This is a genomic window from Bradyrhizobium lablabi (assembly GCF_018129385.1).
Lineage (GTDB): Bacteria > Pseudomonadota > Alphaproteobacteria > Rhizobiales > Xanthobacteraceae > Bradyrhizobium > Bradyrhizobium lablabi_C.
The window spans coordinates 26,256-46,513 of record NZ_JAFCLN010000006.1; the positions used below are offsets into that span (position 1 = coordinate 26,256).

The 20,258-nt window shown below is 63.6% G+C and carries 21 protein-coding genes; 7 read left to right on the plus strand and 14 right to left on the minus strand.

What is annotated here, in order from left to right:
- Positions 1–13: 13 nt before the first annotated feature.
- The 9 genes from JQ628_RS14125 to JQ628_RS14165 all read right to left on the minus strand — a co-directional run bounded on the left by JQ628_RS14125 (position 14) and on the right by JQ628_RS14165 (position 5,896).
- On the minus strand, positions 14–331 hold the full coding sequence (locus tag JQ628_RS14125; protein ID WP_057838479.1) for a proton-translocating transhydrogenase family protein: 318 nt from the start codon (positions 329–331) through the stop codon (positions 14–16).
- 11 nt (positions 332–342) lie between these two features.
- On the minus strand, positions 343–1,467 hold the full coding sequence (locus JQ628_RS14130; RefSeq protein WP_212223195.1) for a Re/Si-specific NAD(P)(+) transhydrogenase subunit alpha: 1,125 nt from the start codon (positions 1,465–1,467) through the stop codon (positions 343–345).
- 139 nt (positions 1,468–1,606) lie between these two features.
- Positions 1,607–1,759, minus strand: coding sequence for an aa3-type cytochrome c oxidase subunit IV (locus tag JQ628_RS14135; protein WP_212223196.1), 153 nt, complete (start codon positions 1,757–1,759; stop codon positions 1,607–1,609).
- 96 nt (positions 1,760–1,855) lie between these two features.
- Entirely contained in the window at positions 1,856–2,242 is a 387-nt protein-coding gene (locus tag JQ628_RS14140) for a type II toxin-antitoxin system death-on-curing family toxin (RefSeq protein ID WP_212223197.1), read from the minus strand.
- A complete protein-coding gene (locus tag JQ628_RS14145; protein WP_212223198.1) occupies positions 2,239–2,499 on the minus strand; it encodes an AbrB/MazE/SpoVT family DNA-binding domain-containing protein in 261 nt (86 codons plus the stop codon). Before JQ628_RS14145 ends, JQ628_RS14140 begins: the two co-directional genes overlap by 4 nt.
- A gap of 89 nt (positions 2,500–2,588) precedes the next feature.
- Complete coding sequence (locus tag JQ628_RS14150; protein WP_212223199.1) at positions 2,589–3,176, minus strand: intradiol ring-cleavage dioxygenase; 588 nt, start codon at positions 3,174–3,176, stop codon at positions 2,589–2,591.
- 27 nt (positions 3,177–3,203) lie between these two features.
- Positions 3,204–5,069: a M3 family oligoendopeptidase gene (locus tag JQ628_RS14155; RefSeq protein WP_212223200.1), complete on the minus strand. Its 1,866-nt coding sequence runs from the start codon at positions 5,067–5,069 to the stop codon at positions 3,204–3,206.
- Positions 5,070–5,123: 54 nt separating this feature from the next.
- Positions 5,124–5,567: a hypothetical protein gene (locus JQ628_RS14160; RefSeq protein WP_212223201.1), complete on the minus strand. Its 444-nt coding sequence runs from the start codon at positions 5,565–5,567 to the stop codon at positions 5,124–5,126.
- A complete protein-coding gene (locus tag JQ628_RS14165) occupies positions 5,564–5,896 on the minus strand; it encodes a helix-turn-helix domain-containing protein (RefSeq protein WP_212223202.1) in 333 nt (110 codons plus the stop codon). Before JQ628_RS14165 ends, JQ628_RS14160 begins: the two co-directional genes overlap by 4 nt.
- Before the next feature lie 98 nt (positions 5,897–5,994).
- On the opposite strand from JQ628_RS14165, the gene JQ628_RS14170 reads away from it, so the two are divergent.
- The 5 genes from JQ628_RS14170 (at position 5,995) to JQ628_RS14190 (ending at position 13,195) form a co-directional block, all read left to right on the plus strand.
- Entirely contained in the window at positions 5,995–6,336 is a 342-nt protein-coding gene (locus tag JQ628_RS14170) for a hypothetical protein (protein ID WP_212223203.1), read from the plus strand.
- A gap of 125 nt (positions 6,337–6,461) precedes the next feature.
- Positions 6,462–7,103 carry a TerC family protein gene (locus JQ628_RS14175; RefSeq protein WP_212223204.1) on the plus strand — a complete coding sequence of 214 codons (642 nt, stop codon included), beginning with the start codon at positions 6,462–6,464 and terminating at the stop codon, positions 7,101–7,103.
- A 70-nt stretch (positions 7,104–7,173) separates the two neighbouring features.
- Positions 7,174–8,655 (plus strand): sigma-54-dependent transcriptional regulator, encoded by a 1,482-nt coding sequence (locus JQ628_RS14180; protein WP_212223205.1) that lies wholly within the window; start codon positions 7,174–7,176, stop codon positions 8,653–8,655.
- A gap of 346 nt (positions 8,656–9,001) precedes the next feature.
- Entirely contained in the window at positions 9,002–11,191 is a 2,190-nt protein-coding gene (locus JQ628_RS14185; protein ID WP_212223206.1) for a L,D-transpeptidase family protein, read from the plus strand.
- 417 nt (positions 11,192–11,608) lie between these two features.
- Complete coding sequence (locus JQ628_RS14190; RefSeq protein ID WP_212223207.1) at positions 11,609–13,195, plus strand: DUF882 domain-containing protein; 1,587 nt, start codon at positions 11,609–11,611, stop codon at positions 13,193–13,195.
- A 39-nt stretch (positions 13,196–13,234) separates the two neighbouring features.
- Here the strand turns inward: JQ628_RS14190 and JQ628_RS14195 are convergent, their stop codons facing one another.
- The 3 genes from JQ628_RS14195 to JQ628_RS14205 all read right to left on the minus strand — a co-directional run bounded on the left by JQ628_RS14195 (position 13,235) and on the right by JQ628_RS14205 (position 15,875).
- A complete protein-coding gene (locus JQ628_RS14195; RefSeq protein ID WP_212223208.1) occupies positions 13,235–14,995 on the minus strand; it encodes an adenylate/guanylate cyclase domain-containing protein in 1,761 nt (586 codons plus the stop codon).
- Positions 14,996–15,082: 87 nt separating this feature from the next.
- Positions 15,083–15,355 carry a DUF2312 domain-containing protein gene (locus JQ628_RS14200; RefSeq protein WP_212223209.1) on the minus strand — a complete coding sequence of 91 codons (273 nt, stop codon included), beginning with the start codon at positions 15,353–15,355 and terminating at the stop codon, positions 15,083–15,085.
- 214 nt (positions 15,356–15,569) lie between these two features.
- On the minus strand, positions 15,570–15,875 hold the full coding sequence (locus JQ628_RS14205; RefSeq protein WP_212223210.1) for a DUF1244 domain-containing protein: 306 nt from the start codon (positions 15,873–15,875) through the stop codon (positions 15,570–15,572).
- Positions 15,876–16,074: 199 nt separating this feature from the next.
- Here JQ628_RS14205 and JQ628_RS14210 point away from each other — a divergent pair, with 199 nt between their 5' ends.
- Entirely contained in the window at positions 16,075–16,656 is a 582-nt protein-coding gene (locus tag JQ628_RS14210) for a DUF1036 domain-containing protein (protein WP_212223211.1), read from the plus strand.
- A complete protein-coding gene (gene pyk / locus JQ628_RS14215; protein ID WP_212223212.1) occupies positions 16,653–18,089 on the plus strand; it encodes a pyruvate kinase in 1,437 nt (478 codons plus the stop codon). Before JQ628_RS14210 ends, pyk begins: the two co-directional genes overlap by 4 nt.
- 63 nt (positions 18,090–18,152) lie before the next feature.
- Here pyk and JQ628_RS14220 read toward each other — a convergent pair whose 3' ends face one another.
- Entirely contained in the window at positions 18,153–18,827 is a 675-nt protein-coding gene (locus JQ628_RS14220; protein WP_212223213.1) for a TetR/AcrR family transcriptional regulator, read from the minus strand.
- 165 nt (positions 18,828–18,992) lie between these two features.
- Positions 18,993–20,216 (minus strand): glycosyltransferase family 87 protein, encoded by a 1,224-nt coding sequence (locus JQ628_RS14225; RefSeq protein ID WP_212223214.1) that lies wholly within the window; start codon positions 20,214–20,216, stop codon positions 18,993–18,995.
- Positions 20,217–20,258: the final 42 nt, after the last annotated feature.

Here is a 20,258-nt window from a genome sequence, read left to right on the forward strand (position 1 = left end):
AGGTGCAGGCCGCTCACTTGGCTTTCTTCTTGTACATCGCCAGCATGCGCTGGGTGACGAGGAAGCCGCCGAAGATGTTGATGCAGGCGAAAATCAGCGCGACGAAGCCGAAGCCGCGCGCCCAGCCGCTGCCGCTCGAGATCATGGGCACACCGACCGCCAGCAGCGCGCCGACCACGATCACGGAGGAGATCGCGTTCGTCACACTCATCAGCGGCGTATGCAACGCAGGGGTCACCGACCACACCACGAAATAGCCGACGAAGACGGCGAGCACGAAGATCGACAGCCGGAAGACGAAGGGATCGACGGCTTGCGCGATATGATCCATGGCTTGTCTCCTTATTTCGGCTGGAAGTTCGGGTGGATGACGGCGCCATCCTTCGTCAGCGCGGTGGCCTTCACCAGCTCGTCGTCCCAGTTCACGGCCAGTGCCTTGTTGGCCTTGTCGACCATGGTCTCGATGAACGAGAACAGGTTGCGCGCATAGAGACCGGAAGCTGAAGCTGCGACGCGGCCGGCGACATTGGTGTAGCCGACGATCTTGACGCCATCGATGTCGACCACCTGGCCCGGCTTGGCGCCTTCGACATTGCCGCCGCGTTCGACGGCGAGATCGACCAGCACCGAACCCGGCTTCATGGACTTCACCATGTCGGCGCTGACGAGTTTCGGCGCCGGACGGCCAGGGATCAAAGCTGTCGTGATGACGATGTCCTGCTTCTTGACGTGCTCGGCGGTGAGCGCGGCCTGCTTGGCCTGATACTCCTTGGACATTTCCTTGGCGTAGCCGCCGGCAGTCTGCGCGTTCTTGAATTCCTCGTCCTCGACGGCGAGGAATTTTGCACCGAGCGATTCCACCTGCTCTTTCGTCGCGGGCCGCACGTCGGTCGCGGTGACGATGGCGCCGAGACGCCGCGCGGTCGCGATCGCTTGCAGGCCGGCGACGCCGACGCCCATCACGAACACCTTTGCGGCCGGGACAGTGCCGGCCGCGGTCATCATCATCGGAAAGGCGCGGCCAAAGGCTTCAGCGCCCTCGATCACCGCGCGATAGCCGGCGAGGTTGGCCTGCGAAGACAACACGTCCATCACCTGCGCGCGCGTGATGCGCGGCATCAATTCCATCGCGAAGGCCGCGACGCCGGCATCCGCGATCGCCTTCAGCGCGGCCTCGTTGCCGTAGGGATCCATGATCGCGATGACCAGCGCACCACGCTTGTACTGCGAAAGCTCCGACGCCTCCGGCCGCTTCACCTTGATGATGATGTCGGCATCCTTCAGCGCATCCGCGCTGACGGTGGCGCCGGCGGCCGTGAATTCGGAATCCGGCAGACCAGACTTGACGCCCGCGCCCGGCTCGACGGCGACTTCAGCGCCGATCGCCCTGAACTTCTTCACGGTGTCGGGCGAGGCCGCCACCCGCGGCTCGGACGGATCGATTTCCCTGGCAACGGCAATCTTCATGGGGCCTCCGGCGGCGCACGATTGAGCGCGCGCTCAAAGCTAGCGCTATTTCCGCAAGGATGGATACCGGTTTTGGGACCGGAACGGACGGAATTTTCCGAAACACCGCCGTCCCCGGCGGTGCCGACGGGATGAAAGATCAGGTCAGGAAGATCGCCATCAAGGCAAGGATGACGATGACGGCACCGGTGCCGTACTTCACCAGCATGATGAAGCCTTCATAGGTCTTCTCATGCGCCTCGTAGTCGTTGCCGTCAGCGGTCGTGTAGGCCACTTCGCTATGATCTGCCATCGGTGTCCCCAGTAGGATCGAATTCTCGGCGAGGAATTAGCGCAATCCCGCTGGCAGGGCAACGGCGCACGGTGCCGTCATACCCTGCTTATCGGGTCATTCGGAAGGCCAATTGTCCCTGATCCAGCGGGTGAGGCCCTCTTCGTTCACCTCGCCTGCCGCAAGAGCCAGAATGATTGCCGCCGCTTCGGCTTCAGGCACGATGAAGTCGACGCCGTTCACGCCGAGAAATGTGTAGAGCGCCAGCAGCGACGTTCGCTTGTTGCCGTCGACAAACGGATGATTACGCGCGATCCCGAACGCGTACGCGGCCGCGAGTTCAGGCAAATCCGCCTGCTCGTAAGCCCATCGGTTCTTCGGACGATCGAGGGCAGACTCGAGCATGCCCTCGTCGCGCAATCCGCTCGCGCCGCCGTGAATCGTCAGTTGTTCGTCGTGGATGGCAACAACGATCTGGCGGGTGAGCCAAAACGGCTCACTCATTTGGCAAGTTCGGCCAGCGCGTTGTGATACCGCTTCATGCCGCGCCGTGCGATCTCCATCGCCTTTTCGAAATCAGGATCGTGCGGCGTCAGGGTAAAGCCTCCCCCGGGCTGTTCCATCAGAAAGAGTTTGTCGCCTTCCTTCAGGTTGAAGCGCGCAGCCGTATCCTTCGGCAAAATGAAGCCGATTGAGTTGCCGATTTTACGCACCTGAAGGGCGTTGGAGTCGGCGCGAAGGTCTTTCGGGTTCTCATTCATGGCGAAGGCTCCGTTATACAAAATGTATAACACAGCCATTCGGCGCGTTCAACAATTGTTTTACGCCAAAGACCAACCGGCCATCCGAACTAGCCCAGCACAAAATCAAAACGGCCGGCGAGCCAACCCTCATTCTTGGCGGTTCGCACCAGCAATTCGGTGCGAAACAGGCCGTCGGACCGGTTCTTCGCCTCGCCGGGGAAATAAAGCTGGGTGGTGAGCACGCGGCCGCCGCGCGGCTGCACCTTCACATGGATGTGGCGGGTACGGCCGACATAGGCGCCCGGCACGACAGTTCGCAGCCGGAAGCGCCCTTCTGCGTCAGTGAATTGATGGCCACGCAGGCGGAAGCCGGAATTGTCATACCGGCCCTTGTCGTCGGCCTGCCAGAAATCCAACAGCGCGCCCGCGATCGGCTTGCAGCCGCGCGTGAGCACGAACCCAGCCAATTCGATCGGCTGCCCGGCCATCCCGGCTTCAAGCAATTCGATCCGCTCCGGCGAGGACGGCTTGAAGAACGGCCCTTCGGTCTGAGCCAGGGTCGGCTCGTCGCCATCGTGGCAAGCGGGCGTCGGGGGCAACGTCGCTTGCGCGACACCGCTGCCGATTCCAAGCAGCGAGCCGGCGGCGAGAGCGCCAGCTCCGAGTACGAGGCGTCGCGTCGGCGTGTCGATCATGAGTCCTCCACTCTTGCAGCGGAGGCGTCAGCCCATCGTCTCCAGTTCGTCGATCATTCCGGCAATCACGGATAGTCCGCCGTCCCAGAATTTGGGATCCTTGGCGTCGAGCCCGAACGGTTTGAGCAGCTCGGAATAATGCTTGGTGCCGCCGGCCGCGAGCATTTCGAGATAACGCTCGGCAAAGCCTTCCGATGCATGCTCGTAGACAGCGTAGAGCGAGTTCACCAGACAATCGCCGAACGCGTAGGCGTAGACGTAGAACGGCGAATGGATGAAGTGCGGAATGTACATCCAGAAATTTTCGTAGCCGGGGCGGATGTCGATCGCATCGCCCAGGCTCTCGCCCTGCACACTGAGCCAGACCTCGCCGAGGCGCTGCGCCGTAAGCTCGCCATTCCTGCGCTCGGTATGGACGGCGCGCTCGAAGGTGTAGAACGCGATCTGCCGCACCACCGTGTTGATCATATCCTCGACCTTGCCCGCCAGCAGCGCCTGGCGCTGCCTGGCGTTCCTGGTCTCCGACAACAGCCGCTTGAACGTCAGCATTTCGCCGAACACACTTGCCGTTTCCGCCAGCGTCAGCGGCGTCGGCGCCATCAGCGCGCCGTTCTTCGCGGCGAGCACCTGATGCACGCCATGGCCGAGCTCATGGGCGAGCGTCATGACATCGCGCGGCTTGCCCTGGTAGTTCATCAGCACATAGGGGTGCGCGGACGGCGTGGTCGGATGCGAGAACGCGCCCGGCGCCTTGCCCGGCCGCACCGGCGCGTCGATCCAGCGATCGGTGAAGAAGCGCTCGGCGATCGAGGCCATCTCGGTGGAAAAGCCGCGATAGGCCGTCAGCACCATCTTCTGCGCTTCCGGCCAGGCGATGGTACCGGTAGCCGCAAACGGCAGCGGCGCGTTGCGGTCCCAATGCGCCAGCTTCTTCTTTTTGAACCAACCGGCCTTCAGCCGGTAATAGCGGTGCGACAGCTTTGGATACGCCGCGCGCACGGAAGCGACCAGCGCATCCACCACCTCGCGCTCGACGCGGTTGTTGAGATGGCGCGAGTCGGCGACATCCTGGAAGCCGCGCCAGCGGTCGGAAATCTCCTTGTCCTTTGCCAGCGTATTGGTGATCAGCGCAAAGGTACGCTCATTGGCCTTGAAGGTCTTTGCCAGCGCCTCGGCCGCCGCCTTACGCTTGGCACCGTCGCGGTCCTGCAAAAAATTCAGCGTCGGCTCGATCGCCAGCTCCTTGGCCCCGACCTTGAAGCGCAGGCTAGAGATGGTCTGGTCGAACAGCCGATTCCAGGCGGCGTAACCGCTCTGGGATTTTTCGTGGAAGAGCTGCTCGACGCGATCTTCAAGCTGGTACGGCTTGTCCTTGCGCAGGTCCTCGATCCAGGGACGGTAATGGCCGAGCTCGGGCGTGCCCATCGCACGCTCCATCACGTCATCGTCGACACGGTTGAGCTCGAGTCCGAAAAACAGCAGATGCGTTGAAGCCGCCGTCAGCCGCTCTGACACGTCGCCGTAAAATTTGGAGATCGCGGGATTGACGTTGTCGCCAGCATGAACGAGGCCGGCATAGGAGCCGAGACGGCCGGCGAGATCATCGATCGCCTCATAGCGCCGCACGGCTTCTGCCAGCCAGCGTCCGCCGTCCTCCCTGGCGGTGAACTCGGCGAGCTTGCCCTTGTAATCCGTCTCGAATGCGATGCTGTCCGCATCCATCTTTTGCAGGTCGCGGGCAATTTCCGGCGCGTCGATGCCGGAGTAGAGATCGGCGAGATTCCATTCCGGCAGCTTGCCGGTCTTTGATATGGCCGCCCCGGATTTGGCCGCAGCCGTCTTGCCGATTGCGGGCTTGCGGGACGTTTTGGCGGCGCGTGATTTCGCGGTCATGACACTTTTCGAAATTTGCGTGACGATGATTTGAAGGATCGGAAAACCTGGCGATCAGGCGAGAGCGGCAAGCTGCGGCGCGACCTGGACCAGCAGTTCCTCACCTTCCACGAGCAGCGGCTCGAACTTTTCCTGGAACGTACTTCGGATCGCAAACCACGCCATGATCGCGCGCACCATCACGCGCGATGCAGGCGAGAGCGCGGCCTTCGCGTGCAGCACGACGAGATCGAGATTACGATGCTCGAACAGCAGCCGGCCCGCCCCGTCTTCCAGGACGTAGCGCCCGCCGATCCGCGACACGCACAGCTCGCAGACCTGTTCCGGGAGCGGGCCCAGCAGATAGAACTGCGCATCGCCGTTGTCAGTCACGCCGGTTTCCCAGGTGCGGCCGGTGACCGGCGCGGTCGCGGCATGCAGGGCCCCAAGCAGCGTGGTGAGCTCCTTTTCGGTCCACACGCCAGTGTCCTGTCTGCGCTCGAACTCGACCACGCTCATTTGCTTTCCGCTCCAAACAGCAGCCGGTACAGTTCCGGCTCGTAGTACATTAACAGATGCCTAGCGAAGGCGCGCTGTTCAAGGCCCAGTTGGTCGGCCCAGGCGCCGATCAGTTCGGTCGGAACGCGGCTAAACCCGTTCTCAACCTGCGAAATGAACGTGTAATATTTGAGACCCAGCCGCGCGGCGAGATCGGCCTGCGACAATTCGGCATCCGCCCGGCGCTGCTTGAGCCAATCCCCGGCCTGTTTCCGCAATTGCTTGGGCTCCGGCGCGTCCTTGCCCGGCGGCTGTACAGCGAAAACATCTTGATGTTTTGCTCGTTTCATGATTACTAAACTATCAGTTATGAATGTCAGGGTGGATAGTGTTCCCTAGCACAGTCCAGCCCTTCCCTCAGTCCTGCAATGTTGGGGAGGACCAATATTTGGCCTTCACGGACCGCAGCCAGATCGTCCGACCGATTCGGCGGGAAGCCCCTGTCCGCGGCAAGGAACTGATGGCCGGCATCCTGCTGGCGGCGCTGATCGCGGGACTTGGGATGCGCCATCTCGTATCTCCCGAATTGCTGGCGCCCGCTGTCGTCACGATGCTGTTTGCGGGTGCCGCGGTAACCGCCGGCTTCGCGCTGCTCTGTCATCGCGGCCAGTTCCGCACCATGTGGTTCGACCTTGCGGGCAGCCTGACATTCATCGGCGTCGTCATCTCCGTTCTGATCGAACCGGATCAGATCGCCGGGCTCGGCGGCGTTTCGCATCAACCTGAGTAACGGAAGAAAAATCGCAGCCGCAGCCTGACTGCGGCTCGTTCGCAAATACGCGTCCAAGCCCGGGCCCCTCTGGCAGTTCAAACGAGCTGCGATGTCGGATTGGACCTTAAAACGGAGTGGCCCGAATGCTGGAGATGATCTCCTCCGAAGCCCTGACAGCACTTTTCCAGGTCGTGATGATCGACCTGGTGCTCGCCGGCGATAACGCGATCGTTATCGGCCTTGCCGCCGCCGGGCTTCCCGAAGACCAGCGAAAGAAGGCGATCATCGCGGGCATATTGGCCGCCACCGCGCTGCGCATCGGCTTCGCCAGCGTCACGGTGCAGCTGCTACAGATCATTGGCCTGCTGCTGGCCGGCGGTGTTCTGCTGCTGTGGGTGTGCTGGAAGATGTGGCGCGAGCTGCGAACCCAGCATGCGCACCAGCCGAAATTTCAGGATCTCTCGGCGGCACGCGTGACCACGGCCGATACCATGCCGCCCCAAAAGACGCTGGGTCAGGCGATCTGGCAGATCACGCTCGCGGACGTATCCATGTCGCTCGACAACGTCCTCGCCGTTGCGGGCGCGGCGCGCGAGCACCCGACGGTCCTGATCTTCGGCCTCGCACTTTCGATCGCACTGATGGGGTTTGCGGCCAATTTCATCGCACGCATTCTGGAAAAGCATCGCTGGGTCGCTTACGTCGGCCTCCTGATCATCCTGTATGTGGCTCTCGACATGTGCTATCGCGGCGCACTGGAGGTGTGGCGAGACGTCAAGGTTTAAGAGTGCATTAATCGGCATCCGCCACAGTGCCCCGATTCGGGACAAAGTTTGCGACTGTGCGGGGAGTGCCATGGCTGCCACCATCTTGATTGCCGACGATGACGCCGTGCAGCGTCGCCTGGTCGAGAACATGGTGCAGAAATGCGGTTACGAGGCGCTCGTGACCGATTCCGGCGATGCCGCGATCGCCATGCTGACCGCCCCCGACGCCGCCATCGATGCGCTGGTGCTCGACCTCGTGATGCCCGGCCTCGACGGCATGGGCGTGCTGGCCAAAATCCGCGAAGCCGGCCTCAACATTCCCGTGATCGTGCAGACGGCCCATGGCGGCATCGACAATGTCGTGTCGGCGATGCGCGCGGGCGCGCAGGACTTCGTGGTGAAGCCGGTCGGCTTCGAGCGGTTGCAGGTGTCGCTGCGCAATGCGCTGACCACCTCGGCGCTGAAGGGCGAATTGCAGCGCATCCGCCACAGCCGCGAAGGCAGGCTGACTTTTTCGGACATCATCACCCGCAGCGAAGCGATGAACGGCGTGTTGCGCACCGCGCAGAAGGCGGCCGCCTCCACCATTCCGGTGCTGATCGAAGGCGAATCCGGCGTCGGCAAGGAATTGTTCGCGCGCGCCATCCATGGCAGCGGCGAGCGCAAGTCAAAGCCGTTCGTCGCGGTCAATTGCGGCGCGATCCCCGACAATCTCGTGGAATCGATCCTGTTCGGCCATGAGAAGGGCGCGTTCACCGGCGCCACCGAACGCCACATGGGCAAGTTCGTGGAAGCGACCGGCGGCACACTGTTCCTCGACGAGGTCGGCGAACTGCCGCTGGCCGCGCAAGTCAAACTGCTGCGCGCGCTCCAGGAAGGCACCGTGGAAGCGGTCGGCGGGCGCAAGCCCGTGAAGGTCGATGTCCGCATCATCTCGGCTACCAACCGCAAACTGATCGACCTCGTGAAGAACGGCCAGTTCCGCGAGGATTTGTTCTACCGCCTGCACGTGCTGCCGCTGACCATCCCGCCCTTGCGGATGCGGCGGGAGGACATCCCGCATCTGCTGCGGCATTTCCTGGCGCGCTTTGCCGCCGAGGAGAACCGCGCGATCACCTCGATATCAGGCGAGGCGATGACGCATCTGTCGCAACTCGAATGGCCCGGCAACATCCGCCAGCTCGAGAACGCGGTGTACCGCGCCGTCGTCATGAGCGAGGGCGATCAGCTCGGCCTTGCCGACTTCCCGCAAAGCGCGCATCCGCACGCCGCGAGCGCCACCCAGCCGGCCGAGCCTCTGGTCGTGGCCCCCACGACGGCGCCCGCCATGGTTTCAGGTAATGAAATACCCATCGCGCCGCTGTCCGCCGCGGGCAGTCTTTCAATGCTGACCGGCACCGGCGAGGTGCGGCCGCTGGAAGAGATGGAGAACGAGATCATCCGCTTTGCGATCTCGCATTATCGGGGCCAGATGTCCGAGGTCGCGCGCCGCCTCAAAATCGGCCGCTCGACACTCTACCGCAAGCTCGACGAAGCAGCGGCCGACGAGACCGGCAACGACGCATCCTGAGGCGCTCGCGCGATTGTGGCGCGGCAATGGCATATGCCAGAAAAACCAAGGGATAAGTGCCGTCCGGAACCTTCGGACCGTGGCTTGGCGGTGACAGACAAACGACAGTCAGCGTGGCAAAACCTCGCAATCCGAATGATTAAGGGGTCGTTTGAGGTCAGTTTGTCGTGAGCGCCCTTCTGCCGCGCTGGCTGCGCGACAGGGGCATATGTATCGTCTGCGTTCGACTCGTTGCGTGCAGGCGTACCGACGTAAAGGACAAGGCGGGCGCGTTCCGCGCAAGCTGTGGCAAACGATATTCGAGCTGTCTCGCTGCCGGGACAGTTTCGCCCAAGGGGGTGTGACGATGCGTGACTGTTCGAAGGACCGTGCTGGGTTTGACCGCGTATTGGTCGCCGTCGCGGCGACATTCCTGACGGTGTCCGCGACCTCGGCGCTGGCCCAGTCCAGCCAGCCGCGCGCCAGCGCCGCTGAACTTGCCATCGAAGCCGCGATCCCGGTCCCGCAGCCGGCCAACGTTCCGCCGCCGACCGCCGCCGACTTCACGCTGGATGCCACCGCTTCGGTGGCGCCCAAGCAGATCGAGCTGCCGCGCGCCACGGCGAACACGGATTCAAAGCCGGCTGAGACAAAACCGGCCGAGACCGTAGCGACCGCGCCTGCGGCTCCATCGATGCCGGCCGAAGCTCCGAAGAGCGACACCGCGACGGCCCCTGCCGTTGCGCCTCCGGCTTCGACAGCTACCGCGCCCGCCACACCGGCACCTGCGACCGCCGCCGCGCCAGCGAGCGAGCCGGTGAAGGTGAGCACCGTTCCGCCAGCCGACCAGCCTGTCGCCGACAAGCTGCGCGAACTGCTGGCCGCAAAGAACCTGCGCTATTTCGACCGCAAGGGCGAACGGCAGGCCGTCGAAAAATTCTATTCCGCCCGTGACTATGCACCGGTGTGGACCGCGGCGGGCAGCGTGACCGCCGGCGCCAAGGGCGTCATTTCGCGGCTGAAGGATGCGTCCTCGGAAGGCTTGAACGTTTCCGACTATCCGGTGCCGGATTTCGCCGCTGCCAGCACGCCTGACGCGCTGGCGGAGGCCGAACTGAAGCTGATCTCCAGCATGCTCGACTATGCGCGCCAGGCGCAGAGCGGGCGGATACACTGGTCGCAGGTTTCCGCCGATATCCTCTATCCCGAGCATCCGACCGATCCGGCCGAGGTGCTCGCCAATGTCAGCAGTGCGAAGGATGCGTCCGCCGCGCTCGACAGCTACAACCCGCCGCACAAGCTCTACAAGCAATTGAAGGCCAAGCTCGCCGAGTTGCGCGGCCAGGGCGACGGGCCGGTCGTCACGATCGCCGAAGGTCCGGCGCTCGCGTTCAAGCCCGCCACCAAGAAGCAGCCGGCCGTCACGCCGGAAGACCCGCGCGTGCCGCAGCTCCGCGCCAAACTTCACGTCGCCGAAAATCCTGATGACACCAAATACGACGAGAAGGTCGCCGCGGCGGTGCGCAAATTCCAGGAAAGCGCCGACCTCAAGCCGACCGGCGTGCTCGACGACAAGACGGTCAGGGCGATCAACGCCCCGAAGCGCGACAGGCAGATCGACGTCGTGCTGGCCAATATGGAGCGCTGGCGCTGGTTGCCGCGCCAGCTTGGCGCGGCCCCGCTCAACGACGCCTACGTGATCCTCAACATTCCTGATTTCACGCTGAAGGTGATGCAGGGCGGCGCGCAGGTCTGGACCACGCGCGTCGTGACCGGCAAGCCGGGCAACCACGCCACGCCGCTGCTGACCGAAACGATGAAGTTCATCACGGTCAACCCGACCTGGAACGTGCCGCCGTCGATCATCTACAATGAGTATCTGCCGGCGCTCCAGCAGGACCCGACCGTGCTGCAACGCATGGGCCTGCGGCTGGAGCGTAACCGTGATGGCAGCATCCACATCTCGCAGCCCCCCGGCGAAGCCAATGCGCTCGGCCGCATCCGCTTCAACTTCCCGAACAAGTTCCTAGTCTATCAGCATGACACGCCGGACAAGAACCTGTTCGCTCACGAAGTGCGCGCCTACAGCCATGGTTGCATGCGCGTGCAGAACCCGGATGTATACGCCGCGACGCTGCTCAACATCACGATGCCGAATGCCAGCTACACGCCGGAGAAGATCCGCGCCATGTATGGTCGCAGCGAGATCGACCTGAAATTCCCGACCCCGATCCCGGTCAACATCACCTACCAGACCGCGTTCGTGGATGACGCCGGCAAGCTCCAGTTCCGCAAGGATATCTACGGCCGCGACGCCGCCATGATCGCACTGATGAAGAGCGGCAGGGACCTGGAGAACGTGATGGCGCGGGCGTCGCAGCCGAACTATACGCGGCCGCCCGCATCGGCATTGCCCTCGAGCGTCGCCTACAATGACGGCTTCTCTTCGGGCCCATCCTTCTTCGAGCGACTGTTCGGACCGCCGACGCCGCCTGCCCCGATCGGCCGGCGCGGTCAGGCCCAACAGCAGCCGCAACGCCGCGTGATCACCCGCTGATCGGCGGTGAGGCCAAAACAAACAAAGCCGCGACGATTGCGTCGCGGCTTTTTTCTTGAAGGGCCTAGCGGGTTGATTCGGAGCTGGCGACGAAAGCGCAGGCGGACGGGGATATCGGGACTAATACGATACGACCGACGCAGCGCCATCAACAAAATCTAAAGTAAAAACAAACATATAATTGAAAACGCAAGTACGTTAGCGTTAACCATCCCGCACCTGCGTTGAAAACGCGGGCACTTTTTCGCCACACTCGGCGGGTTAGGTTAAAGCCGACTTGGGGGCGGGATGGTAAATCTTTGGTTAACCATCTCGCATTAAGAAGACGTTCACTCTCTTTCGTTGCGAAGCGTTGCTGTTCAGCCACGCCGGGTTTCGAGAGAGGTCAAGATCGGTCGTCCTTTGGGTGGGCTTGTAGTGCTGGCTGACTTCGCGCGCCAATCGAAACCGCTGCGTTCGGCGAAAGCTGGCTATTGTGCCGGACTTGCCTCGCTATTGCTCCTTGCGGGAGCCGGATCGGTCCAGGACGCCACCGCCCGCAACGAGACCCGCACCCTCTCCTTCCATCATACCCATTCCGGCGAAGACCTTACCGTCACCTTCAAGCGCGACGGCCGCTACGACGAAGACGCGCTGAAACAGCTCAATCACTTCCTGCGCGACTGGCGCAGCCAGGAACAGACCACGATGGATCGTCGCCTGTTCGACATCCTCTGGGAAGTCTACCGCGACGTCGACGGCAAGCAGCCGATCAACATCATCTCCTCCTACCGCTCCCCCGCCACCAACGCCATGCTCCGCCGCCGCTCCTCCGGCGTGGCCCGCCACAGCCAGCATATGCTGGGACATGCGATGGACTTCTACATTCCCGGCGTGGCGCTCGCGGACATTCGCGCCGCCGGTCTGCGCCTTCAGCGCGGGGGCGTCGGTTTCTATCCGACCTCAGGCTCGCCTTTCGTCCATCTCGACACCGGCAGCGTCCGCCACTGGCCGCGCATGACGCCCGACCAACTCGTCAAGGTATTCCCGGACGGCCGCACCGTGCATCTGTCCACCAGCGGTCCGATGAAGGGTTATGAGCTCGCCAGGGCCGACATCGAACGGCGCGGCGACGGCGACAGCGGCAGCACGATCAGCAGGCCGTCGAACTTCCTGGCCGCGCTGTTCAAGAGCAAATCCGCTGACGAGGATGAAGAGAGCGCCGCTCCCGTCGTGAACGAGAAGCCGGTCCGCACGACCCAGGTCGCCGCCACCAAATCCGCCGAGCCGGTCCCGGTGCCGCGCGCAAAACCCGCAGCGACCCTGCAACTGGCCTCCGCCAACGCCGAGATCGTGCAGGCGCCGAAGGCGAAGCAGGCAGCCGCGCCGGTCGCCCAGAGCGAGCCCAAGCTGGAAACGCCCGCCGACATCATCAATGCCCGCGGCTTCTGGGATAACATTCCGGCAACGCCGCAGCAGGCAACGCCCGCCCAGATCGCGGCCATCAATGCCCGCAGGGCCGTCAATGCCGCCGATCCGCAAGCAACCGCCAGCGTCAGCGAAAGCTTCAACAAGGCGATGGCCTACGCCCCGGCCGCAGCGCCCGCCCCGGAGCGCGCCAACGTCGTGACCGCTTCGGCGCCGATCCCGCGCAGTGCCCGCCCCACCGCCGCCTCGCGCAATTCGATGGCCGTCAACGACGTCACCACCGTCGTCGGCAAGGGCGCGCAGGGCGAGACCAGCGTCATCGCCACCTCGACCCGGCTCGCCGCAGGCAAGGGCAGCGACATCTGGATGCGCGTGATGATGCTGGCGCCGAGCGCAAGCACGTCGATGTCCGTCACCGTGATGGGCGACGCCGACATGACCTTGATGCGTTCCTATTTCGTCAAGCCGCTGGCGATCGTCGCGATGACCTTCTCCGAGGATCCGATGCTCGGCATGGTCACCGACCGCTTCACCGGATCGGCCACCGCACGGCTCGAGACGCAATCCTTTGTGATGCGCACCGCGTCGCTGCGGTAGGCCCGCGCTGCCTTCCCTTCGCTGGTGTAGCCCAGCCGGTCAGGCCGGCAAACCTGCCTTGAGCAAGCCCGCCTCGTGGCGTCGGCGATCGATTTCGCGCTTATAGTGCTGGGTAGCGAGGTAGGTCGCAACCGTGAAGCCTGGTTCGCGTTTGACGACCTCTGCCGCGTGCGCGGCGGCGGCGACCGCGCTGCCCATCTGCGCGAACGTCGCAGCGAGGAAGGCATGATGAGTGTGATCCGGCCGCGTAATCCGCGAGAATGCCTCCGCAGCCTCGGCATATTTCTCGGCACAGTAACAGGCTCGTCCGAGGTGATTCCAGAAGCGCTCCGGATGATAGGGATTGAGGCGCATCGCCTTCTTGATCCAGTCGATGCCTTCCTCCGGCAGCCCCAGCCAGGTCAGTAGCTCGCCCTGCTGCACCACGATGAGGTCGTAATTGGGGTTGAGCGCCAGCGCCCGCTCCTGATGGTAGGCGGCCTTGTCGTGATCTTCGCGATTGAGGTTCACCGCGGCGAGGATCCGGTGCACGTCGCTGTCGTTGTCGTCAAGCGCCAGCGCGGTCTCCAGCTCCGCAGCCACTTGCTGAAAGGTGGCATCGCGATCTTCGCACCAGTTATAAACCCAGGTCTGACCCAGCACGCATCCTTTCCAAGCATGAGCGTGCGCATAGTTCGGGTCGAGCGCGAGGGCGCGATCGAGCAGCCGCAGTGCTTGCGCATTGTCCTCACGCGCCGAGCGGTGATGCAGCACCTTGGCAGCCAGCACGCACTCGTAGGCAGCCATGTTGTCGGTGGGTTTGCGCTTGGCGCGATCGTGCGTCGCTGCCTCGACCCGCCCGGCCATTGTCGCGACAATGGCGCAGGTGATCTCGTCCTGGATGGCAAAGACATCTTCCAGCTTGCGGTCATAGCGTTCGGCCCAGATGTGCCGGTCAGACTCCGCGTCGATCAACTGCACGGTGACGCGAATGCGGTCACCCACCTTCCGCACGCTGCCCTCGAGAAGGTAGTCGACACCGAGCTCGCGCGCGACCTCCTGCACTTTCACCGCCTTGCCCTTGTACACGAAGCTCGAATTACGTGAGATCACCAACAGGTCGTGAAAACGCGATAGTTCGGTAATGACGTCCTCCGTGAGGCCATCCGCAAAGAACTCCTGCTCCTGATCGCCGCTCATATTGACGAGCGGCAGCACGGCGATCGACGGCTTCCGGCCGATCTGCGCCACCGTGTCTGCCATCTTGTCCGGCGGGCTCCTTGCGTCCTGCTGCAGCCGAACCCGAAATACGCGGATCGGCCGGGCGATGTTCTTGACGATCTGCTCGCCGATATCCTCGAATTCGACACCGTCGAGTCGTTCGCCTAGCTGGTCGCGTACCGCGCTTGAAACGCAAATACCGCCCGGTTCGGCCAGCGTTTCCAGGCGCGCCGCGACGTTGACGCCATCGCCAAAGATGTCGTCTCCCTCAACTATCACGTCACCCAGATTGATGCCGATACGAAATTGTATCCACCGCGCCGGCGAGACGTCAGAGTTACGCCGCATCATGCGGTGCTGGACCTCGGTGGCGCACAATACCGCGTCGACAATGCTGTGAAACTCGACCAGCATGCCATCGCCCGTGGTCTTTATGATACGGCCGCGATTCTTGGCAATGGCCGGATCAATCAGTTCGATCCGATGGGTCTTCAGACGCGCAAGTGTACCCGTTTCGTCGGCTTCCATCAGCCGACTAAAGCCGACCATATCGGCCGCGAGGACCGCCGCGAGCCTGCGCTCTGGTCCGGGCACGTCCATTTGTTCGGTTCCTTCACCGAACAGTTTAGCAGATCGGGTGATTTTACCAAAGCTTCCAGAGGTCGGGCAGGCCTCCGCGCCGGGACCTCACAGCATCCCCAGCGCCTGCATATAGGTCTCGAGAATCGTCTCGGCCTCGGCGCGCTCGTTGGGATCCTGCTTGCGCAGCCGCACGATCTGCCGCAGCGCCTTGACGTCGAAGCCGTTGCCTTTGCCTTCGGCATAGACGTCGCGGATGTCGTCCGAGATGGTCTTCTTCTCTTCTTCCAGCCGCTCGATGCGCTCGATGATGGACTTGAGCTGGTCTTTGGCAAATCGCGTTGCGGGCGCTTCTTCCTGGACGGCGGCAGAGGTGTCCATCGTGTACTCCTGACGGGAACTGATGGGTGAGACGGTTACGCGGCATGCGTTGCCGCACACCGCGTGTTCAATTCGACCCTCAAGTTTGCAGTCCCTTCCGTCAAGGAAACATCGCGCTCATCCACAGCGCGCCCACAGGAAGGTGCGCGGGCACGATTCTCTCAACGGAATTGGTCATGCGGGGCTTGTGCCCGGCCATGACGAAATGAGCGAATCAGTGCCCGTGCGGATGGACTTTCTTCATCTTATCGAGCTGCTCGGGCGTGGCGGCGCCCTGATATTTCGCCTTCCAGGCCTCGTAGGGCATGCCGTAGACCGCCTCGCGGGTCTCGTCTTTGGACAGTCCGAGGCCCTTGGCGTCGGCCTCTTCTTTCATCCAGTTGGACAGGCAGTTGCGGCAGAAGCCAGCCAGATTCATCAGATCGATGTTCTGGACGTCGGTCCGTTCACGCAGATGCGCGACCAGGCGCCGGAATACGGCAGCTTCAAGCTCGGTCTGGGTCTTGTCGTCGATCGCCATGGCTGTCCTCGCCGCTTTTCCGGTCCGTTTCAGGTGCTATTGAGCTAGGAATTGTCACAGATTTTGCCATATCCGCAGCCAAAACTGGACAATGCCGGGCGGAGCCCGTTTCCCGCAGCGTGGGAAAGGCGTCCCCGGGGCGTTGACAGTTCCTGCCCGGCCACGCGAAATCGTCAATGATTTGATATAGCTTCGCTGCATGACCGCAACAGATTTCATCCCCCTCTCCTCGCGCACCTTCGCCAAGCTTCTGCCCGTGCTGGCGCTCGTGGCCGGGTTCCTGTGGAACGGTTCGGCGGCTGCCGACTTTCGTCTCTGCAACAACACGTCGAGCCGGGTCGGTATCGCCCTTGGCTACAAGGATGCCGACGGCTGGACCACAGAGGGGTGGTGGAACGTATCGTCGCGAAGCTGTGAGACGCTGCTGCGCGGTACGCTTGTCGCACGGTTCTACTACATCTACGCGCTGGATTATGACCGCGGCGGTGAATGGTCAGGACAGGCTTTTATGTGCTCGCGCGACAAGGAATTCACCATCAAGGGGACCGAGAACTGCCTGGCGCGCGGCTTTGACCGCACCGGGTTTTTCGAGGTCGATACCGGCGAGCAGCGCGCATGGACCGTCCAATTGACCGAAGCGAACGAACAGCCGTCACAGCGCGTACCGGGGATTCCCGGAACGGTCGGTCCAGGCGGGCCAAACCTGCCGGGCCTGCCCAATCCACAGGGCGCAACGCCTCCGGCGTCGGGTCTGCCACCGGCGCCCGGGACGAAACAATGAGGCGTCTGCGCCGTATCAAGATATTGGCGACCCTTGGCCCTGCCTCTTCCGACAGCGCCATGATCCGACGCCTGTTCGAGGCGGGCGCCGACGTCTTCCGCATCAACATGAGCCACACGCCGCATGACAAGATGCGCGAGATGGTGGCGACCATCCGCAATGTCGAATCGAGCTACGGCCGGCCGATCGGCATCCTGGTCGATCTGCAAGGGCCGAAGCTGCGGCTGGGCGCGTTCAAGGATGGCGCAACCCAGCTCAACAACGGCCAGAGCTTTGTGCTCGATTCCGACAAGACGCCCGGCGACAACAGCCGCGTCCATCTTCCGCATCCGGAAATCCTCGCAGCGCTGCGCCCCGGCCATGCGCTGCTGCTCGATGACGGCAAGGTGCGCCTGATCGCGGAAGAAACGTCACCCGACCACGCCGTGACGCGCGTGGTGATCGGCGGCAAGATGTCGGACCGCAAGGGCGTCAGCCTGCCGGATACCGATTTGCCCGTCTCCGCCATGACGCCAAAGGACCGCGCCGATCTCGAGGCCGCGCTGGTGACCGGCGTCGACTGGATCGCGCTCTCCTTCGTGCAGCGCGCCGAAGACGTGCACGAGGCCAAGAAGATGATCCGCGGCCGCGCCGCCGTGATGGCCAAGATCGAGAAGCCGCAGGCGATCGATCGGCTCGCCGAGATCATCGACGCCTCCGATGCGCTGATGGTGGCGCGCGGCGATCTCGGCGTCGAGCTGCCGCTGGAGCGGGTGCCTTCCTTGCAGAAGCAGATGACGCGGATGGCGCGCCGTGCCGGCAAGCCGGTGGTGATCGCGACGCAAATGCTGGAATCGATGATCCAGGCACCGGTGCCGACGCGCGCCGAAGTGTCCGACGTCGCGACCGCCGTCTATGAAGGCGCCGACGCCATCATGCTGTCAGCGGAATCGGCGGCCGGAAAATTCCCGGTCGAAGCCGTCTCCACCATGAACCGCATCGGCGAGGAAGTGGAGCGTGATCCGACCTATCGCACCGTGCTGTCAGCGCAGCGCATGGAGCCCGAGCCTACCGTCGGCGACGCCATTGCGGATGCCGCGCGGCAGATCGCCGAAACGCTCGAACTCTCCGCCATCATCTGCTGGACTGATTCCGGTTCGACCGCGATCCGCGTTGCGCGCGAGCGGCCAAAGCCCCCGGTGGTCGCGATCACGCCGAACATCGCGACCGGACGCAAGCTCGCCGCGGTCTGGGGCGTACATTGCGTCGTCGCCGAGGATGCGCGCGATCAGGACGACATGGTCGACCGCGCCGGCTCGATCGCGTTCCGCGACGGATTTGCGCGGGCCGGCCAGCGCGTGATCATCGTCGCGGGTGTGCCGCTCGGTACGCCCGGCACCACCAACATGGTGCGCATCGCCAATGTCGGGCCTGATGGCACTGCGGAGAAGTGACGGCGCTCTTACGCCGTCGTTCCGGGGCGCGCCCGAGCGGTTTGGTCTATTGAGAGCGGCGAACTAAGCCCCGACCAGCGCCTTCGCCGGCAGCGCAGCCTGCACGACAAGACCGCGCGCGCGGGCGTCCATCACGCCGACGGCGCGGAGCGCCAGCAGCGTGACGGTCTGCACCGCATCGCGCAGCTTTGCGGGGTCTTCGATATTTTCAGGCGCGAGCGGACCGACGAGGGATTCATGCAGCGCCCCCAACAGCGCGGTGGCGGCGAGCGCGGTGTCCTGCGCCGGCAGATGGCCGGCGCGCACCGCGGCATCGATACGGGTTGCGATTTCGCTGGCGATCTCGCGCCGGCTCGCAATCCTGGAGGCGTTGACGTCGACATCGACGGGTTCGGCCAAAATGCCCCAGGCGAGTTTTCGCTGCGACAGCACATGCACCGCGACCGTCGTCACCGCCGCGGCCAGTGCCGAGGACGGCCCCGGCGCGGCATCCGCGGCGCGGCGGATTGCGGCGAGTTCATCGCGCGAGACGTCGGCGATCAATTCGGAAATCAGATCGGCCTTGGAGGGGAAGTAGCGATAGACCGTGCCGGCCGCGACATTGGCACGAACCGCGACCGGGGCGATCTGCACCGCCGCCATGCCGCCTTCCGCTGCCGTATCGCGTGCCGCCGCCAGAATGGCGCTCCGCCGCGCGGCCAGCCGCTTTACCACCTGATGGGTCCGCCGATAGACCATGGCGCGTTTCCCGTCCCCCGTGGCGCCTGGGCCGATCCAGCCCGCGCCCTTTGATTTTGAGCGATTGAGCGCCAATCGCCATCAAGAACTGAACAACTATTCAGGCCTCGTGGCAAGACGGATTTGTGATGAGGGCATGACGATTTAGCAGGCCTGCGCGGGCGTTCAGGCTCCCGCAGGCGCCAGTGCCGGCACCGGCTCCCGCCGCCACCAGGAACCCGCCCGGCGCAGGATGAGGCCGGCGACGATCAGGTTGATGAGGAACCCAACCGGGTAGCCGGTGAAGGTGAATGTCAGGAACAGGACCAGCGCGCAGGCGAAGGCCGGCATTTCGTAGGCAAGAAAGCCGTTCCTGAGTCCGATCCGCACGAGGAAGGCGACGGGGATTGCCAGCACCATCATGTCGTACATGAAGAGGTAGGGCGTGGTCAGCAGCGTGCCGACCGCGAGCGCGGCGGCTTTCAGCGTGTAGGGCACGCGGCTGCGCCACATCAACACCAGCACGGTGCCGACCGCGGCGGTCAACACCCACTGGAATCCCCAGGCGAGCGATTCGCTTCCGCCGAAGTAGCGCACGAGCGAGAAGATGCTTTGCAGCTTCCACCAGGTGGCCTTGCCCTCGGTGAGGAAGGCCTGCGAGAAGGTCGGCAGCCAGTGGAAAAATGCCTGCCAGCTTTCGGTGCCGAAGGCGAGCCACGACATGGCAGCGAGGACCACCGTCGTAACACCCGCCGAGATGAAGGCGCGCCACTGCGCGGCCGCGATCAGCACGAGCGGAAACAGCAGGCCATATTGCGGCTTGTAGGTGAGGAAGCCGAGGCACACGCCGGCGAGGATCGGACGCACCGGCAGCAGATAGAGCGTGCCGCCGATCAGCGCTGCGGTGAGAAAGCCGTTCTGTCCGACGAGGGTGTTGTTGAACACCATTGGGAACGCGAGCGCGAACATCCAGCCGAACGGACGGCCGATGATGCCGCGCATGACGAAGACATAGGGAATGATGCTCGCCACCATCCAGCCGATGAAGGCGGCCGCATAAGGCAGCATCGCCAGCAGCGCGGCGATGAACAGGAACGGCGGCGGATAGTGCCAGGCGAAATAGCCCGGGAAATCCTGGCCCAGCAGCGCGAGCTCGACCTGCTTCTGGATATCCCAGTCATAGGCCAGCGCCGGATGGCCATCGAGCACCAGCTTTCCTGCCGCCCATACATTGACGAAGTCGGTGGGGATGCCGAGCCCGCTCGCCTCCCAGATCCACATGCCCTGGACATAGGCGACCGGGAAATACGAGAGATTGATCACCAGCAGCGCAAAGCAGGCGTTGAACAGCGCCGGTGGAATGACGCTGTACTTTCGATCGGCGGTCGCCGCGGCGTGGGACGTGGCCATGCAGGGTCCTCTGCGCAGCAAGAGATGCGCGTACAACCCAGC

Excerpts from the sequence above, each read along its gene's own strand:
- JQ628_RS14195 (WP_212223208.1), bottom strand. The coding sequence starts at position 14,995 with ATGGACGTGCCCGGACCAGAGCGCAGGCTCGCGGCGGTCCTCGCGGCC.
- JQ628_RS14135 (WP_212223196.1), bottom strand. The coding sequence starts at position 1,759 with ATGGCAGATCATAGCGAAGTGGCCTACACGACCGCTGACGGCAACGAC.
- JQ628_RS14175 (WP_212223204.1), top strand. The coding sequence starts at position 6,462 with ATGCTGGAGATGATCTCCTCCGAAGCCCTGACAGCACTTTTCCAGGTC.
- JQ628_RS14165 (WP_212223202.1), bottom strand. The coding sequence starts at position 5,896 with ATGAAACGAGCAAAACATCAAGATGTTTTCGCTGTACAGCCGCCGGGC.
- JQ628_RS14220 (WP_212223213.1), bottom strand. The coding sequence starts at position 18,827 with ATGGTCTATCGGCGGACCCATCAGGTGGTAAAGCGGCTGGCCGCGCGG.
- JQ628_RS14205 (WP_212223210.1), bottom strand. The coding sequence starts at position 15,875 with ATGGCGATCGACGACAAGACCCAGACCGAGCTTGAAGCTGCCGTATTC.
- JQ628_RS14185 (WP_212223206.1), top strand. The coding sequence starts at position 9,002 with ATGCGTGACTGTTCGAAGGACCGTGCTGGGTTTGACCGCGTATTGGTC.
- JQ628_RS14155 (WP_212223200.1), bottom strand. The coding sequence starts at position 5,069 with ATGACCGCGAAATCACGCGCCGCCAAAACGTCCCGCAAGCCCGCAATC.
- pyk (WP_212223212.1), top strand. The coding sequence starts at position 16,653 with ATGAGGCGTCTGCGCCGTATCAAGATATTGGCGACCCTTGGCCCTGCC.
- JQ628_RS14130 (WP_212223195.1), bottom strand. The coding sequence starts at position 1,467 with ATGAAGATTGCCGTTGCCAGGGAAATCGATCCGTCCGAGCCGCGGGTG.
- JQ628_RS14210 (WP_212223211.1), top strand. The coding sequence starts at position 16,075 with ATGACCGCAACAGATTTCATCCCCCTCTCCTCGCGCACCTTCGCCAAG.
- JQ628_RS14125 (WP_057838479.1), bottom strand. The coding sequence starts at position 331 with ATGGATCATATCGCGCAAGCCGTCGATCCCTTCGTCTTCCGGCTGTCG.
- JQ628_RS14145 (WP_212223198.1), bottom strand. The coding sequence starts at position 2,499 with ATGAATGAGAACCCGAAAGACCTTCGCGCCGACTCCAACGCCCTTCAG.
- JQ628_RS14225 (WP_212223214.1), bottom strand. The coding sequence starts at position 20,216 with ATGGCCACGTCCCACGCCGCGGCGACCGCCGATCGAAAGTACAGCGTC.
- JQ628_RS14140 (WP_212223197.1), bottom strand. The coding sequence starts at position 2,242 with ATGAGTGAGCCGTTTTGGCTCACCCGCCAGATCGTTGTTGCCATCCAC.
- JQ628_RS14180 (WP_212223205.1), top strand. The coding sequence starts at position 7,174 with ATGGCTGCCACCATCTTGATTGCCGACGATGACGCCGTGCAGCGTCGC.
- JQ628_RS14150 (WP_212223199.1), bottom strand. The coding sequence starts at position 3,176 with ATGATCGACACGCCGACGCGACGCCTCGTACTCGGAGCTGGCGCTCTC.
- JQ628_RS14200 (WP_212223209.1), bottom strand. The coding sequence starts at position 15,355 with ATGGACACCTCTGCCGCCGTCCAGGAAGAAGCGCCCGCAACGCGATTT.
- JQ628_RS14160 (WP_212223201.1), bottom strand. The coding sequence starts at position 5,567 with ATGAGCGTGGTCGAGTTCGAGCGCAGACAGGACACTGGCGTGTGGACC.